Origin of the sequence: Methanobrevibacter sp., from assembly GCA_022775905.1 — an archaeon.
Classification (GTDB): Archaea; Methanobacteriota; Methanobacteria; order Methanobacteriales; family Methanobacteriaceae; genus Methanocatella.
The window spans coordinates 29,833-47,397 of the sequence record JALFJX010000008.1; the positions used below are offsets into that span (position 1 = coordinate 29,833).

The 17,565-nt window shown below is 31.2% G+C and carries 17 protein-coding genes; 7 read left to right on the forward strand and 10 right to left on the reverse strand.

Translation table 11 applies throughout. The features are described 5' to 3' along the window. The first annotated feature begins 1 nt into the window (after position 1). On the forward strand, positions 2 to 361 hold the full coding sequence (locus MR875_01875; GenBank protein ID MCI6993602.1) for a hypothetical protein: 360 nt from the start codon (positions 2 to 4) through the stop codon (positions 359 to 361). Positions 362 to 388: 27 nt separating this feature from the next. On the opposite strand, the gene MR875_01880 is transcribed toward MR875_01875, so the two are convergent. Genes MR875_01880 through pyrH form a run of 6 tightly spaced genes read right to left on the reverse strand, consistent with a single transcriptional unit; the run spans position 389 to position 3,464 of the window. Continuing rightward, the gene (locus MR875_01880) at positions 389 to 580 is read right to left on the reverse strand and encodes a hypothetical protein (GenBank protein ID MCI6993603.1); all 192 of its coding nucleotides are present in this window, start codon (positions 578 to 580) and stop codon (positions 389 to 391) included. A gap of 23 nt (positions 581 to 603) precedes the next feature. Then, positions 604 to 1,452 (reverse strand): hypothetical protein, encoded by an 849-nt coding sequence (locus tag MR875_01885; protein ID MCI6993604.1) that lies wholly within the window; start codon positions 1,450 to 1,452, stop codon positions 604 to 606. Position 1,453: 1 nt separating this feature from the next. Next, a complete protein-coding gene (locus MR875_01890; protein MCI6993605.1) occupies positions 1,454 to 1,777 on the reverse strand; it encodes a heavy metal-binding domain-containing protein in 324 nt (107 codons plus the stop codon). An 8-nt stretch (positions 1,778 to 1,785) separates the two neighbouring features. Then, positions 1,786 to 1,977: a DUF2116 family Zn-ribbon domain-containing protein gene (locus tag MR875_01895; GenBank protein MCI6993606.1), complete on the reverse strand. Its 192-nt coding sequence runs from the start codon at positions 1,975 to 1,977 to the stop codon at positions 1,786 to 1,788. Positions 1,978 to 1,989: 12 nt separating this feature from the next. Further along, on the reverse strand, positions 1,990 to 2,778 hold the full coding sequence (locus MR875_01900; protein ID MCI6993607.1) for a YchF/TatD family DNA exonuclease: 789 nt from the start codon (positions 2,776 to 2,778) through the stop codon (positions 1,990 to 1,992). An 8-nt stretch (positions 2,779 to 2,786) separates the two neighbouring features. Then, complete coding sequence (pyrH, locus tag MR875_01905) at positions 2,787 to 3,464, reverse strand: UMP kinase (GenBank protein ID MCI6993608.1); 678 nt, start codon at positions 3,462 to 3,464, stop codon at positions 2,787 to 2,789. A gap of 76 nt (positions 3,465 to 3,540) precedes the next feature. Here pyrH and MR875_01910 point away from each other — a divergent pair, with 76 nt between their 5' ends. Then, the gene (locus MR875_01910) at positions 3,541 to 4,233 is read left to right on the forward strand and encodes a hypothetical protein (protein MCI6993609.1); all 693 of its coding nucleotides are present in this window, start codon (positions 3,541 to 3,543) and stop codon (positions 4,231 to 4,233) included. Between the two features lie 21 nt (positions 4,234 to 4,254). Here MR875_01910 and MR875_01915 read toward each other — a convergent pair whose 3' ends face one another. Together MR875_01915 and MR875_01920 are read right to left on the reverse strand one after the other, a co-directional pair. Beyond that, a complete protein-coding gene (locus MR875_01915) occupies positions 4,255 to 4,938 on the reverse strand; it encodes an MIP family channel protein (GenBank protein ID MCI6993610.1) in 684 nt (227 codons plus the stop codon). A 15-nt stretch (positions 4,939 to 4,953) separates the two neighbouring features. Continuing rightward, a complete protein-coding gene (locus tag MR875_01920) occupies positions 4,954 to 6,096 on the reverse strand; it encodes an adhesin (GenBank protein ID MCI6993611.1) in 1,143 nt (380 codons plus the stop codon). Between the two features lie 461 nt (positions 6,097 to 6,557). Here MR875_01920 and MR875_01925 point away from each other — a divergent pair, with 461 nt between their 5' ends. Continuing rightward, positions 6,558 to 11,510 carry a hypothetical protein gene (locus tag MR875_01925; GenBank protein MCI6993612.1) on the forward strand — a complete coding sequence of 1,651 codons (4,953 nt, stop codon included), beginning with the start codon at positions 6,558 to 6,560 and terminating at the stop codon, positions 11,508 to 11,510. A gap of 268 nt (positions 11,511 to 11,778) precedes the next feature. Further along, on the forward strand, positions 11,779 to 12,213 hold the full coding sequence (locus tag MR875_01930; GenBank protein ID MCI6993613.1) for a hypothetical protein: 435 nt from the start codon (positions 11,779 to 11,781) through the stop codon (positions 12,211 to 12,213). An 11-nt stretch (positions 12,214 to 12,224) separates the two neighbouring features. On the opposite strand, the gene MR875_01935 is transcribed toward MR875_01930, so the two are convergent. Next, positions 12,225 to 12,803 (reverse strand): ZPR1 zinc finger domain-containing protein, encoded by a 579-nt coding sequence (locus MR875_01935; GenBank protein MCI6993614.1) that lies wholly within the window; start codon positions 12,801 to 12,803, stop codon positions 12,225 to 12,227. Positions 12,804 to 13,028: 225 nt separating this feature from the next. Between MR875_01935 and MR875_01940 the strand changes: the two genes are divergently transcribed. The 3 genes from MR875_01940 (at position 13,029) to MR875_01950 (ending at position 16,649) form a co-directional block, all read left to right on the forward strand. Then, positions 13,029 to 14,081, forward strand: coding sequence for a DUF1611 domain-containing protein (locus MR875_01940; protein ID MCI6993615.1), 1,053 nt, complete (start codon positions 13,029 to 13,031; stop codon positions 14,079 to 14,081). Positions 14,082 to 14,086: 5 nt separating this feature from the next. Continuing rightward, positions 14,087 to 14,626, forward strand: coding sequence for a cell division protein SepF (sepF, locus tag MR875_01945; protein MCI6993616.1), 540 nt, complete (start codon positions 14,087 to 14,089; stop codon positions 14,624 to 14,626). Positions 14,627 to 14,807: 181 nt separating this feature from the next. After that, positions 14,808 to 16,649 carry a sensor histidine kinase gene (locus tag MR875_01950; GenBank protein ID MCI6993617.1) on the forward strand — a complete coding sequence of 614 codons (1,842 nt, stop codon included), beginning with the start codon at positions 14,808 to 14,810 and terminating at the stop codon, positions 16,647 to 16,649. 8 nt (positions 16,650 to 16,657) lie between these two features. On the opposite strand, the gene MR875_01955 is transcribed toward MR875_01950, so the two are convergent. Beyond that, complete coding sequence (locus MR875_01955) at positions 16,658 to 17,560, reverse strand: hypothetical protein (GenBank protein ID MCI6993618.1); 903 nt, start codon at positions 17,558 to 17,560, stop codon at positions 16,658 to 16,660. Between the last annotated feature and the right edge of the window lie 5 nt (positions 17,561 to 17,565).

Here is a 17,565-nt window from a genome sequence, read left to right on the forward strand (position 1 = left end):
TATGAGTGGAGATAGAAAAGTTGGAGAAAACTTTGATGTAGATATGGCTGAAAGTATTTTTGATAAATTAAAGAATGTAAAAGGAAAAACAAAATCAGAGGGAGATAGTAAATTTAAAAATATTTCTTATCTCATGAATGAAGCTCAATATTTGGAAAACAAAGGCAAGTTCAGTGAAGCTATTGATTTATACAATCAAGTTCTTTTTACATTACCAGATTCAATAAAGGCTTATGAAGCTATAATCAATATATATCAAAAGCAAGGTAATGTTGAAGCTGAAAAAGAAGTTTTGAGAAAAGCTATCAGTAACTGCAAGAAAAATGATGAATTTAAAAAAAGATTAAATGAAATTAATTAAAATTTCATTTAACTAACTATTTTTTTACTAGAATCCAACCATTAAGTATCTGACGATTAATGTTACAACGAAGATTAAAATTGAGAAATAAATAATTAATCTACCTTGTTTACGGTATGTTGGGTTCTCTTTTTTAAGGAAAAACAAAATTGCTCCATATACTAATCCAACGATAGGGATTAATAATGCTACTATGTATCCGATAATTGATACTATCATTTCTTTATCCATTTTTTCACCTTTTATTTAATGTATACTCCCATTCCCATTGCACTTATATGATAGCTGTCACCACCAAGTCCAATTAAACTGTATTGGATGTCTAGATCAATAACAGCGTTTCCTCCAGCAGCTTTTATCTTGTCAGTCAAACCAATTAGACATTTGTCTTTACCTGATTTCAAGATAGTCAATGTATGATTTTCTCTTTCCTGAGGATTTAAATCAAACAATTCAGGTTCCTTTTCTAAAATCACTGTTGATTGGAACTGACCTAAATTGATGACGTGTTTGTCAGGAACATCTGTACTGGTCATGAACATAACTCCTAAGTTATTAATCTCCTGATTGTTTCTTATTTCATCATAGAATTCAATAACTTTAGGTTTAACTTCAAATGGCTTTTTGAGAATGTATTTATATATTGCTTTTTTTATGTTAATGTAGAATTTTGTAAATGTTCTTTTGATGAATCTTAAAACATAAAAAAAAGCACCAATTACAACTACAAGTAGTATGTAATTGATTAATGTTGGAAAAGCTGCTTGTAAAATTACTGCGGTTGCTCCGAATGTAAGAAAATTCGCACCAAGTGTAGGATTTACTAAAATAAAACTATAAAATGTTGTTCCTGCAAAAAGAAGGAATGCACTTATAGCACCAGTATCAGTACCAATCATTCTTTCTGCAAGCATTGTTTCTGCATATCCTGCAAGCAATGGTGCAAAAATTAATCCTAAATTCCAGCCGAAGATTGCAATATTCAAATATAAGAACACTGCATAAACTGCAGTACCGACAACAGTACCAAAAGCAATGCATATGATTCTTTTCTGTAAATCTTCAGGTCTTTCTAGCAATTTAAATTTCATTTTATTCACATTTTACAGCAGTACCATAAGCGGTTACGAGAATTGTATTTCCCATAGTACCACCAAGGTTATCATAAGATATTTTAAGTCCAATTATAGCATTTGCACCTAAATTTTCAGCTTTTTCTTCCATACTTTTAAAAGCAATGTCTCTTGCTTTTTTTAATTCTTCTTCATATTTGGATGTTCTTCCACCTACAACATCACGTACACCTGAAAATAAGTCTTTGTAGATATTTGCACCGATGAGGGACTCACCAGTAACTAAACCTTTATATTCGACTATTTGTTTGGTAACGAGTGTATTTGAAGATGTTAAAATCATTTATATCCCTATTTCATGAAGGTCATAATTGCCCATATTACTAAGAATATTGCAATTACTACATATAATATAACTCTTGTTCTTCTAGTTTGTGCTAATCTTGCATCCCAGACTTTTTGACAATCTGGTGAGCATACAAGTTCGTTTAATGGAATTGGGGTTCCACATATTGGACAATGTTTGTGTGGTTCTACTGCCATCTTTTCATCTCCTTATATTTTAAAAAATTCTTTAGTATTTTTACTAACTTGTTTACCAAGTTCTTCTGCATCCATTCCCATGCAAAGTGCAATTGTTTCGAGGATATGAGGTAAATATTTCGGTTCGTTTCTATTTTTTTTAGGTTTAAAGTCAAAGTTTTTTGGTATTAAAAACGGAGCATCTGTTTCAATCATTAATTTTTCTGGAGGAATCGCGCTTACTGCTTCCTGAAGGTTTCTTCCTCTTTTCATATCACAGATCCATCCGGTCACTCCGATGTAACAACCTAAGTCAATGTAATTTTGTGCTTCTTGTTTTGTTCCAGTAAAACAGTGCACCACGGATCTTTCAATAACGCTGTCATGTCTTTTTAAAATGTTGTACAAATCTTCATGTGCTTCTCGCTCATGTAAAAACAATGGCATGTCTGTTCTTTCAGCTACTTCAATTTGAGCTTCAAACCATTTTCTCTGCAAGTCTTGCGGGGAGAAGTTTCTGTTGTAATCAAGACCACATTCTCCAATTGCTACAACACAATCGTTTTTAGCTATTTTTTCAAGTTCAAACATTGTGTGTCCGTTACATGTTTTAGCGTCATGTGGATGGACACCTGAAGTTGAAAATAAAGTTCCAGGATATTTTGAAGCATATTCAGCAGCCATCTGACTTGAATTCACATTTGTTCCTGTGATAATGAATTGGTTAACTCCTACTTTTTTTGCTTCTTCTATAATTTCAATTCTGTCTTTTTTAAATGAAGAATGCATTAAGTTTAAGCCAATATCAACAAGATTATCCACGACATCACCTATTCGTTAATGACTCTTGTTCCTACATTTTCTCCGTTAACTGCTTTGATTAAGTTTTCAGGTTCAAAACCGTTGGTAATTACGGTTTCTAAATCAGACCTTTTAATCATTTGAACAGCAGTTGTGTCGAAGAATTCGTAAGTTCCAGCTTTAACATCTTTACCGCTTAAAAAGTCAAGCAAATCGGATGCTGTAATTTCAGGGACGAGTTCCGCATCATCGAATTTATTTGGGTCTTTAGTGTACATTCCATCAACAGAAGTCAAGTTAATGAGTTTGTCTGCTTGAATGTATTCAGCTAAAATTGCAGATACTGCATCAGTACTGTGTGCAGGTTCAGTTCCACCCATAACAATGATTTTTTCAGTAGCTGAGAATTCTAAAGCTTCCTGGAAGTTATGTGGTACTCTTTGGTATGCTGCATCACCGAGAGCAGATAACATTAATTTAGCGTTAATTCTTGTTACTTCAATTCCAATATCGTCACATTGTGCTTCACCAGCGCCTAAGTCACGAACAACACTAATATATTCTCTAGCTGGTTTTCCACCACCTACAACAACGAATAATTCGTGTTCAGCAGCTAAATCTTTTAAAATAGCACTGTATTCTTGGAATTTTTTACAGTCATATTCTTTAAGTAAAATGGATCCTCCAATTGCGATTACAATTTTCATATATTCACCTTATATATAGTGTATCTTTTAGATATTATTTAAATTTTAATAAGGAGTAGGTAAATAACTATTGACAATGAATTTAGAAGAACAAATTTACCTTAGAAAATCCTGCCGTAAATACTCAGATGAACCTGTTTGCATGAATATGATTCATGAGTTTATGGCAGATGTAAAACCATTAAATCCTGATATTGGTTATCATTATGAAATCTTAACAAAGGATGAGGTTAAAGTCCGCAACCGTTGGTCTGCTCCTTATTATCTTGCATTATATTCAGAGAAAAAAGATAATTATCAGGAAAATATTGGTTTTGTTTTCCAACAACTTTCATTATATCTTCAAAGTATTGGTATAGGAACCTGCTGGGTTGGAATGGATGTCCCAAAGAATAAAAATTCTGAATTTGTAATTGCAATATCTTTCGGTAAATCTGAAGCAATGACAAGGGAACTGTCCAAATTCAGAAGACATGGCTTATCTGAAATTAGTGATTTTGAAGATGAAAGATTGATTCCTGCAAGGCTTGCTCCATCAGCTATTAACTCACAGCCATGGTATTTTAAACATACTGATGATGGATTTGATGTTTATCAGGTAAAACAGAATATTATTAAACGTCAAGTTCTTAAAAAATGGAATCCTGTTGATATGGGAATTGCTTTGGCCCATATGTATGTAGCTAATGAAAATACATTTGAATTTGAAATTAAAAATAGTTTTGAGGATCTTAAGGGATATGCTTATATTGGAAGTATTAAAATTTAAAAAAAGAAAAAATTAGAGGATTTATGTATCCTCTGATGTTAAACCTTTGAATAAGGTACCTGCAATTATTGCACCAACAATCGGAGCTAAAATAAATACCCATACTTGTTCAAGTGCTTGTCCTCCAAGGAACAATGCAGGTGCTATACTACGTGCAGGGTTAACTGAAGTTCCAGTTAATGGAATTCCCATAATATGTACAAATGCAAGGGTTAAACCAATTACAATACCTGCAACCGCACCATTTTCTGTTTTTTTAGTAACGCCAAGGACGGTAAATACAAATACAAATGTTAAAATGATTTCAACGAGTATTGCACCAACAACATCTAAACCTACGCTTGATGCAGATCCAAACCCGTTTTGACCGAGTCCTGTAGCAGCATATCCTCCAAGGCTTGGAGCGGAATTAATAATAAATACTAAAAGAGCAATACCAATAATAGCACCAATACATTGGAATACGATGTACATTACTAAATCTTTTGTTTCTAATCTTCCATCAATCCACATACCTATTGAAACAGCAGGATTGATGTGACATCCGGAGATGTCACCAATAACATAAGCCATAGCAACAATTGATAAACCGAATGCCAATGCAATACCAACTGTTCCTAACATGGAGCCTGCAATTGCAGCGCTTCCACAACCGAATAATACAAGAACCATTGTTCCGAGTAATTCTGAGATATATCTTTTCATAAGTTTTCCCTCTAATTATATAAATCTTCTAAATCTTTTCATAAGTATATATGCAAGGAATAAAACGAATAATATTAAAACAAATGGTAATATGTGTAATAATATTGAATCATTAACTTTGTCGAAGTGATATTCACTTTCAAAGCCCATGTGGCTTGCATCAGTATGATTTTGAACTATTTTTGCAAAGTTGTATGTTAAATCATAATAACTGATATGCGCGCCTTCATATTCAATTGAATCTGGGGCTCTTCCATTTGCATCCATGTATTCTTTAACAATTCCTCCCATTTTGAAATAATCGTAAATGCTGTATGTGTCTTTGGTTAAAAATGAAATTCCTAATGGGTTTTCTGGTTCACCGTAGTCTTTAGGAATGTCAATTCCATCACCATCAAGATAAGCACTGGTTTGATAAAGCAATTGTGGGGTTGAGTAGGATCCATATGGTCCTTTCATTTCTTTATCTCCACTTGTAACAAGCATTTTACTTGCATCAGCCATTCCTTTAGGTGATAATTTATTTGTAACAATTAATTTATCACTTAATTCTTTTGTTGTGGAATTATCGTAACTGTTAATCATATTGACGATTTTTTGCGCAATATCTTTATTCATATTGTCGTCATATTTCTCTAATGTACCGTCGCTATTGACATTGTCAGGATATTCTTTTGCAATTTGAATATATTGTATTCCAGCATTTGCAAGTAATGTTCCTGGGTCACGAACTCCTGCAAGAGATTCATTAGAATAGTTGTCATCCCAAGCTCTTCTGAGGAAGCTGGAATGATTGTCTAAATCGAAACCGCCGGTATTTACGAAGATAATCTGTTTATCACCAGTTGCAGTTGCGGACGCAAGTTGTATATAATTTCCAGCATCGGATGCAGCTATGTTTATGCTCACATCACTTGTTACTTCTATTGATCGCCAACCTTCCCCCGGACCTGGGGCTTCATTATCGACGATTACTTGAATTTCTCCATTACTTAACTCTTCTACGTAATTTTTAATTGAGTTGAGCATGTTTGTATCAGTTTCTTTGTCTATTAAGTTATCTGATGTGATAAATGCAGTTTTTGATGCACTTACACCTTGCACAATCGGTGCAGCTATTAATAGAATCATTAGTATAATTGCTATTTGTTTTTTCATTATTCCAATCCCTATGTTAACTCATATTTATTTATCAACTTTATCAATAAAATATTTTTTTAAGGTGAGTTTATTCAATTTCTTTTTAAATCCAATATTTTTTGATTATATTAATTTTAAAATGTTATTGGCAATAAATTTAAATAAACTGGTGTTTAATAGATTTTTTGAGGATTTAAAGAGATTATCTTTTATTTTCAGTTAAATTTTGAACTGATTTAAAAAAGTATATTTCTTCATATCAAATTGGGAAGTAATCTTTTATTTTGGCATTAAATTTAAGTAAAAATTTTTTGTGGAAGGTGACTAATTTATAGTTCACTTTTAAATTGAGGTTATTTTTTTAAAATTTGGTGATTTGATTTGTTCTTTTTAAAGAAGGACTTAAAATAAAAAGTTTAATTGCTAATTGATAGCTTTTGTTAATTGATAGTAGTATTGTTCTCGTTAGAGGTTATTAAATGTTAAACAAAATTCAAAAGACAGTTGTTAGCAAACCTTTTCTTATTTCATTAATCATTGTCTGTCTGATGTTCGCTTCTCTTGGAGTTAATGTGGAACATGCATATGCTGCTGATGTCAATGATACTGATGAAATGGAATTGGATGTAAATGTTGAAGATAAACTGGAAAATTCTCATGAAACTAAATTGATGTTGGAAAATACGCAGGAAAATCCAACATTGCAGGCAAAAACTTATTCAGTAACTGGAGGTACTTTTAGTGATATTCAAAATGCAATAGATAAGGCAACTGATGGGGATACAATAAAATTAAGCGGTAAATTTACATCAAAAGGTGATGATACACTTTTGCTAAAAAAGAAATTGACAATTACGTCATCATCACAGGCAACATTGGACGGTAAAAACAATGGAGTAATTCTAAGAATATTTAAGGGAGCAGCAAACTCACAATTATCAAATTTAAAATTTATAAATGGATATTCTGATAGTAAGGGTGGAGCAATTCTCATTACTGCTCAAAATGTCGCATTCAATAAATGTGTTTTTGAAAATAACTCTGCTGAGTTGAGTTCCGGAGCAATACATACTCAATATAATGCAGTATCTGCACAGGGTATGAGAATTAAGAACTGTAACTTCACGGGGAATCATGCTGGAATTGCTGCTGGTGCTTTAGGTATTTTCGCTCATGACTTTTTAATTGAAAACTGTGTTTTTAATTCCAATTATGTCAAAGGTGACGGTGAATGCTATGGTGGGGCAGTTCAGTTAGGTTTGGATACTGAACCGTCTTATGGTAATGTTAAAAATTGTTTATTTGTAAACAACAAGGCAATATCCAGTGTTGGATTAGGTCATGCAGGTGCTGGATGTGTTAGAAATGGATCATCTTATTACAACTGTGTATTTATTGGAAATACTGCAGATTGGGGTTCTGCTTTGACATACCATGCATCAGGTAATCTGGATAACTGTACTTTAATTAATAACACTGCAACTAAATATGGTGGTGCAGTGGCTATTATGTTGAATTATTTGGATTATATGGATTTAAACATTACAAATAGTGTTTTTAAAGGAAATAAAGCTCCTTTAGGAGGTGCTGTTAAATTAGATGGATTAAATATAAAAATTGAAAACTCATTATTTGAGGATAATTATGCTTCTGAATATGGTGGTGCTGTTAATATCAATGCGACTAATGTTAAAGTCATAAACTCTGAATTTAACAGGAACATTGCAAATATTGATGGAGGTGCATTATTCATCACAGGTAAGGATACTGTAGTTAGAAATTCAAAATTCACATCAAATGAAGCAATACCTGATGCAAGTAAATTAAATGATGGATTGGGTGGAGCTATTTATGTAAACAGTACAATGGTTTTAGCTCAAAATAATGAATTTAAATTGAATACTGCAAGAAATGGCAGTGCAATTTATTTTGATAAGGATGGTGTTGAATTTAAATTGGCAAATAATACATTATATCAAAACCAAGCTTGGGTTTACAAGTTGCCGATTTCTGCTCATGATATCTACTATGGGGATGTAGAAAACATAAAATCAGTAATTTATGGGGGAAACAACATTGCTGACTTTGACAATATAAATGTATCTAATGCAATCTATAATGCAGCAGGCAATGATAAAATTCAAATTGATGGTGAAAATCCTGTTCTGGGTGCTGTTGATACTGGTGAACTTTATCAGGATGACCGTGAATACAATATGAATGTTTTAATGACTGTACAGAATGAAGATGGGACTGTAGTCTACAATAAATCTTCAAATACTAACTATTTAGGTGAAGTGTCTGATAGTCTGGAAGACTTAAAGCCGGGAAAATATTATGTAACTGCAAAACATTATGAAGACAATTACTATAAGTCAATTACTAATGAAACAGTATTTAATGTGCTTCCAAAAACTGATAATAAGATTTTAAAAGCAAGCAACAATGATTCAATTGCTTATGAAGATACTGTTGTTTGGACATTAAACATCACTAACAATGGACCAAATGATGCTACTGGTGTCATTGTAACTGATGTGCTTCCGGAAGGTTTGATTTGGATATGTGATGACAGTAATGGAGCATATGATCCTAAAACAGGTATTTTGACAATCGGTTCATTAAAAGTTGGTGAAACATTAATTGTTAACATCATAACTAAAGTCAACAAGACTGGTGAAATCAAAAATGAAGCAAATGTCACTGGTAATGAATACGATATTGATTTGGACAATAATCATGATGAACAGGAAATCACTGTCCCACCTACAGTTGATGTATCCGTAATTAAGGATGTTAATGTCTCTAATCCTAATTATGGTGATTTGATTGAGTGGATAATAACTGTTTCTAATTTTGGTCCTGATGTGGCTCATGATGTTAATGTTACAGATTTGCTTCCTGTTTCATTGGAGTTTGTTAGTTCTGATGGTGATTATGATGTTAGTACTGGAGTTTGGAATGTTGGTGATTTGGAAGTCAATAACTCAGTTAAATTGAGTTTGGTATGTAGAGTTGCATCTACTGGTGTTATAAATAATAAAGTTGATGTTACTTCCCGTGAAATTGACCGTAATATGTCAAATAATCATTATGAAAAACAAATTAGCACTCCTGAAACTGTTGATTTGGAAGTGATTAAGGATGTTAACATATCAAACCCTAAATTTGGCGATTTGGTTGAATGGACAGTAACTGTTTCTAATTTTGGTCCTGATGTGGCTCATGATGTTAATGTTACAGATTTGCTTCCTGTTTCATTGGAATTTGTTAGTTCTGATGGTGATTATGATGTAAGTACTGGAGTTTGGAATGTTGGTGATTTGAAAGTTAATGGAACAACCAAATTAACAATTGTTTCAAAAGTTATTGCAACAGGAAACATTGTTAATAATGCAGAGGTCATATCTCGTGAAGTTGACTGCAACTTATCAAACAATCATGATGAAGAGGAAATTGATGTTCCTCCAGCAGTTGACCTTGAAGTTGGAAAATTAGTCAATGAAACTAATCCTAATTTCAAAAATCAAGTTAAATGGACAATAATTGTTAAAAACAATGGTCCTGATGATGCACATGGTGTGAAAGTCACTGATCTATTTTCAAATGCATTGATTTGGATTAGTGATGATTCTCTTGGAAGATATGATTCAAAAACAGGAATATGGGATATTGGAACTTTAAACAAAGGTGAGACAATTGAACTTAACATCATATCACAGGTGAATCAAACTGGAAATATTACAAATAATGTCTCAGTAAACTCCCTAGAAGATGATATTGATTTAACAAACAATGAAGCTAATAAGACAATTCTTGTTAATAAATCTGGTGATTTGGCTATTGTAAAAACTGTTAATGTAACTGAGGCCAATTATGGTGAACTAATTAAATGGACATTAACAGCATCAAACAATGGTCCTGATAAAGTAACTGGTGTCACTGTTCAGGATATTCTTCCAGAAGGTTTTGTGCTTGTTAATTACACTGCAAGTAAAGGATTTTATGATGAAGGTGTATGGGCAGTGTGCTGTCTTGAAAAAGGAGAAATTGAAACTTTGGAGTTAGTCTGTAAAGTTATTAGGACTGGAAACATTACAAACATCGCAGAAATTTCAGGAATTGAACATGATCCTAATTTGGACAATAATATGGATAATGAATCTATTGAAGTGCCTCCTGCATCAGATATTTCAGTTATAAAACAAGTAACTGAAGATAATCCATACTTTGGAGATATTGTTACATGGATTATTAAAGTCACAAACAATGGTCCTGACAGAGCAAATAATGTCAAAGTAACTGATGTGTTGCCTTATGGATTGGTCTTTAACAGTTATTCTTCAACTTGTGGGGTCTATGAAAATGGTGTATGGGTAATAGATTATCTAAATGTAGGTCAAAGTGAATGTTTGAACATTAGTTGTCATGTTAATGAGTTGGGAGTTATTGTGAACAACGTATCAGTAATGGCTGATGAATATGATGTTGATATGTCAAATAATCATGATGATGAATTGATTGATGTATTGCCGGTTTCAGACCTTTCAATTGAAAAATTTGCTAATGTCTCTACTGCTAACTATAATGACTTGGTTAAATGGACAGTAATAGTTTCAAACAATGGTCCAAACTGTGCAACAGGTGTGTTTATTCAGGATATATTACCTAATTCATTAAAATTAATTAGTGCAAATGGTAATTATGAAAATGGCATTTGGTATGTTGGTGATTTGGATGTTGGTGAATCTAAAGCATTGGAAATTATCACAAAAATCATTAAAACAGGAAATATTACTAATGTGGCTAAAGCAAATGGTAATGAGAAAGATCCAAATCCTAATAATAATGAGGATAATGGGACAATTTATGTGAAACCTGCAGCTGATTTATCAATTACTAAAACAGTTTCAAAATACACATATAATGTTGGTGAGATCGTTGCTTACAGCATTAAAGTAAATAACAATGGTCCTGCAGATGCAGTTAATGTTAGAGTTAGTGAAAAGTTTCCTAAATCATTAACCTTAAAATCAGTTGAACAATCCACAGGTGAATTCGATACATCAAATAATGTTTGGTCAATTGAGAAACTTGCTGCAGGGGGCGAAGAAAAATTACTTGTGAAATTTGAAGCTACAAGTGAAGGAATATTTGAAAATGTTGCTTCTGTTGTGAGTGATACTCCGGATGATAACTTGGAAAATAATAATGATTCTGCAACAGTTGAAATCATTAATAATACTTCAAATGATATTGTAAGTAATATTACTGGTAACTTCAGTGAAAATAATGTTGCTCATGCAGAAAACATTAAACAACCAGTTTATGGTCTTTCAAAAAATCCTACCTCAAATCTAATATCTCTGCTAGCTATTTCAGCAATTATATCAATTATTTTTGGAAGTAATGATATTTTTAGAAAAAGATAAAATTAAAGTAGCTTTGATGCTACTTTTTATTATTTTTTTTAAACGATTTTTCAAATTCATGCAACTATCAAAATTATTACTTTTTCGATTAATTATTTTATATTTTGAATATATAACTACTTAAATACTGTTTCATTTCTTTAATTTAAGCAAAACCTTTAAATAAAACTTGTGATAAATATAATATTACATATTGATAAAATGTTATTTTTTTTAAAAAATCATTTGGATAGTCAATATTATGAAAAAAACACAAAGAGGTGTAATTATGTCTGAAGAAGAAATTATGGAACAAACTTCCGAAGAATTCCCTGAAGAAGATGAAGAAAAATTACCTTTCGCTAAAGCTGAGGTAGTTCGTTTAATGAAAGAAAATCTTGATGATGACAAAATGATCAGGGAAAGAGTAAAAGTCGAAATGAACAAATTCTTAGGCGAAGTTTTAAAAAATGTATGTAAACAATTAAACGATTATCCTTATACTACTATTGAATACGAAATGCTTAAAGAATCTACTTATCCTTACACTAACATCGAAAGGATCAATCAAGAAAAAGAAAGAATTTTATTACATTTAGAAGCTATTAAAGCAGATTGTAACGCATTAGCTATGGATGTACAAAAAACATTAAAATTAAAAGATGTAGTAGAAGAAGATACTTTCAGCTTCTCTGCACCTGTTGAAGAAGATAAAGAAGAATAATTCTTCTTTACTTATTCTTCTATATGACTAAAACCTGTTTTTAACTTGTGTAATTCCTCTTCAGGAATTTCAGAAATCTCAACACTATCACTTACAACATTACTTTGACCGAATGGATCTAAAATAATTAAAGTTGCAGTTCCGTTTCCTTTTTTAAGCTCTTGAAGATGACTTAAAGTTTTCTTACCATTTTCCTGTGATGCATCATCATCAAATAAGTTCAAAGCTTTTTTTACTGCATCTTCAAAACGGGTGAGGATTCCTTCGACATTTGTCACGTATCCTTCTGATTTTGGACCCGGTTCTACTTTAACTCCAACTTCAGGAATTGAAACGGTTGCAGATTGTGATCTGACAACTCTTACAGATAAATTGTTTTTGTTGATTTTGATAACGTATTTAGCAGGATCATTTTGTTCTAAAGCTATGATGTCACTGTGTTTGAATCCGCATTCTGGACATTGGATTGTTGTTTCTAAAACTTTTCCAAAGTGAGGTATTTCAATTTCTTTCATTATTGATTTAGCAACACCCTCAACATGGCAAACAGGACATTTTATGACCATTTCATTAATTTCCATTTCATTCATTTATAACATATCCTTTATTGTATTTGCGATAATAATGATAATTTTTAATATTATTAATTTTTATTTATCTTAATTTATTAATTAATTTTTCCGTAAAACATTTACATTTATTAATATGAAAAATTATAATTATTAATATAACATTCTTTTTGAAATTATTTTTGAAAAATCTTAGGATAATAAATTTACGGTTGTTATAAATTATAAGTTATAGGGGTGAAATTTTTGTATTCAATAAAATCAGTAAAAGAAATTCAAGATTTAAATCCATTCATAGTTGTAGGTTGTGGTGGTGGAGGTGAAAAATTCTCCAATCTTGAAGGTGTTGAAGCAGTCGGATTCATCGATGACAGTGTTAAAAAACAAGGAAAAGAATTCTGTGGTCATATTGTAGCAAGTGGCTTAGATGAATGTCTTAAAGATGCAAAAGATGCAAAATCTTTAGTAATCATGCTTCCAATCGGAGCAGAAGGTGCAGCTTTAAAATATGCAGTTCAAGCTATTGATGCAGGATTAAATGTCATTACTTCATTTAGATCTTTAGCTATTGCAGAAAACACATCTTTAAAGAAATTTGCTGATGCAAAAGGTGTTGTAATCAAAGATATCGGTCCTAGATTAGATGTTGTTAAAACAATCGCAGGTATTGCTCCTGAAAAATCCTGTGAAGTATTACCAAAAATTTCATACGAACCAAAAGCTCCAGTAATCTTTGTTGGAGGAACTTCCCAGGAATGTGGTAAAAGAACAACTACTAAAACACTAGGTATTGCAAGTATGAAAAGAGGATTAACTCCTGCAATTATTTCCACTGATGAAATGGGATTGGAAGAACCTACTGACTTTAACTTCAGAGCTGGAAGTTTATCTGCAATGGATGTTCCAGCAGCAGTATTGTCTGCAATTAAATATGCTGAAGAAACAAAACAACCAGATATTATTTTTATTGAAGGTCAATCCAGTTTAACTGAAAAAGGAAACCCTCACCCTAGAGGATTATCTGCAGCTATATTAATTGGTGCTGCTCCTGATGCTGTTATTGTTGGACACAGACCAAATCACCCATATAGAGAACCTAGAGGTATTGAAGAAGAAATCAGAGCTATCGAAGCAGTTGAACCTACAAAAGTTGTTGGTTTATCAATCAACCTTAAAAATGCTGACTTAGACTTATGTCCTGAATTCTTTGAATCCAAATACAATTTACCTGCTGAGGATGTTTATAATAATGGTGCTGATAAATTATTAGATGCTATATTTGAATATTTAGAGGAGTAATTTAAATGAGCTTTATGGACGATTTAAAAAGAAGTTTGGGCTATGAAGAAACAGAAGACAGTGAAAAGAAAGAAAGTACTGGTTTCAATTTTTCAGGTATTATAAATGATATCACTACTTCTGTTAAAAATACAAGAGAGCAACATAAACAACAACCAACTCAACAACAGGACACTAAACCATATGAATACAGGCCTGCTCCTAAGCCACAAGAAGCTCCTAGAACTGTTCCAGTATATGATGATTTTGATGATGACTTTGTGATTACTCCAGAACAATCATTCTATGAAATTGTTTTGATTAGGCCAAAAACTCTTGATGACATCAACTATATGGTTGATCAAATCCTTGAAGAGCAAAATCCGATCATTGTTGATTTATCTTTCCTAGAAAGAGAAAGTGAAGCTAACTTTAAATTAGCTGGAGATAAAATCAGACAAATCAGAACAAATTATGGTGCACAAGCATTATTACTCGCACGTTCTGAAGATAAAAATTTAATTATTCTCTCACCTAAAAAAGTAAAGTTAGTCAATAAAGGATAAGTAGAAATCAATTTCTACTTTTTTACTATTTTTTTAATAATTTAATAACTTCTTTAATATATTTGTTGACTTTTTAGTTTTGTTTTAATTTTTTTCAATTTAACAACATGTTTGTAAAATTAAATCATTCTCTTTTTATATTATTAAAACAAAATATTATTGTATAAGTGGGGGATTTTTTATGTTGCTTAATTTTGAGGAGAATGGGAATAACTTTTTTGTTTATAATATGGGTGATCTTGAAGCTCATATTGATTCTAAAGTTTATAATGTTCCTGAATTCACCAATAATTTCATTAAAAATAATGAAAAAATCAAGATTTGCGTAATGTATCCTGTTGAAAATGGGCAGAAGTTCGCTTTTCAATATATTAGTCCGTTTTTAGCAACTAATTATTTTAAAAGTTCACATGAAAAATTTCTTGGAAAATGCTGGGAAGATGTTTTTCCATCTTGGGAGGAATTCATTAATCCTATTTTTAAAAAGGTCTATGCAACTCATGAAGAAGAAATTGCATATTGTCATTATTGTGATGGAGAAATATTGATTTTTTCTCTTAAAATGACTATCAGCTATAATGATGATGGCACTTTAACAGTTTTGGATGAGGATTATATTGCTCAAGGCCAATTGGAAGAATTCAGTAATTTTAAAAAATCAGTAGCTCTTTTAGAAAAAAGAAATAAAACTGCATTCTACACATTATTTGATAATGGCAGATACTTTTGGAGTGAAGGTACTTATGAAATTCTTGAAAGGGAAGCAGAAATCGAAGATTCCAAACGTAATATTATTTTAGAGACAGTAATCCCCGAAGATCAATATAAAATTAAAAAAATAAAAGATAAATTGGAGGACTCCTCTGTAACTAAATATATGGAATCATTTAGGATTTTGGTTAATGGTAAAGTTAAAACATTGGGTTTTAGCATTACAAAAGATTTTGATGAAAACCATTTTAAACATTTTTGTGATATAAAAGATATAACTGAAAAAACACTTAGAAATCAACAATTAGATATTCTTTTAGCTGTTGTAAATGATATACAGAAATCCACATCTTTAGCGATTCAATATATGGATGCAGATGGCAAATTTCATTGGTCTGAAGAGACTTATGAACTAATTGACCGTGAACCTAGATGTGGTGATGAGGATATTAATATTTTTGATGAATATATTTATCCTGGGGATTTTGAAAAATTTAAGGATAAACTTGATAATTTAGATGATGATGAAGTTATAATTGATGAGTTTAGAATAATGACTGAATCTGGTGAAACTAAATATTTAAGAGGTGTTGTACATAAAATTTGTGATGATGAGGGTAATTTCCTTCGTTTAAGTATGTTTGCTCAAGATATTACAAAAGAAAAGGATTTTACTAATTATTTGATTAAAATAGACCGTGAAAAAACTGTTTTACTTCAAGAGGTTCATCATCGTGTTAAAAACAATCTTCAAATAATCATGAGTTTCATCAACCTTGAAAAAAGATTTCACCGTGGAAATTATGAAAAAATCCTTGATATAACTGAAAGACGTATTGAGTCACTTGCTTTAATCCATGAAAGGATTTATAAAGATGAAAACATGAATAATATGAATGTTCCAACATTCTTGGCGGATTTGGATAAACAACTTCATCGTCGTTCAGAGGATGATGGAATTACTTTCATTCGTGAAGTTGATGAGAATTTAACATTTTCAATCAATATTGTGACTCCTTTGGCTTTAATTATCAACGAATTGACTGTTAATACGTTTAAATATGCATTTGATAAAAATTCTAAAAATAAAACTATTTACAAATCTTTGGATCTGTTTGAAAAAGATGGACAAACTTTTTGTCAATTCAAATACCTTGATAATGGAATTGGTTTTCCTGAAGATTTTGATTTTGGAACTTTTGATGGATTAGGGTGGAAAATAATTGTTTCACTTGCAGGTCAACTGGATGCGGAATATGAAATAATTAATGATGATGAAGTGGGAATTGTTTTAACATTTCCAGTCAATTAATTCTTTTTTTAGTTAATTTTTAAGTATTCATAATACTCAAATAAAACATAAAATACTACAATTACTGCTATTAATGTCTCAATTGTTTGAATTGAAGATAATAATGTATTTGAACCTACTATTTTTACAACACTTTTTGTTGCAAGGGCACTTATTACAAATGGAAATGTAAAAGCTGTAAAACTTGGATAAAACTCTAAAGTTCTATATTCAACTAGCTTATAGAATGCAAACATGTAAAATATGCATGCAAGGCAGTACAAAGCAATTAAAAATTCATTGAAAATTGCTGGTGCAGATGTTGTATATCCAACAATTAATATGCTGAATAATGCTGTATAAATGCAAGTTGTTGGTTTATTCATATTAGGAATTTCTGGATACTTTACATATCTGTATAACATTAATGGTAATGTTACAATCATGGAAATAAATCCTATAATCATACATATGAATCCAATTTCTTGAAGTCCATGTGCTGGTGCAGTAATGGCTCCCATTGTTATTCCAACATACACAATCCAGTAGGTAGGGTAGACTGTCGAAATATCGAAATTACGTATGATAAAATAATAAGTAAAGTAAATTATTAGTAAAATATGTAAGATAATTCCAATTATCCATAGGATATGTGAAATGTTTGGTATGAATCCTATAGTATATGTAGATAGAAGCATCAAACTCATTGAAAAAGTACCTGAACTACTTGCAATTACAATATTTTTAAAATCATTTCTAACATCTTCTTGGTATAAAATGACTTTAAGAATTAATAAAATAATAATTATTGCACCCATTGCTCCAAATAAATATCTGACATTGGGATTCATATCCTGCAATAAATTGCCTAATGACAATAAAGCGAGAGCTAGGCCTGAAATTGGTATGGGTAACTTTTTAATGAGATTCATATTTA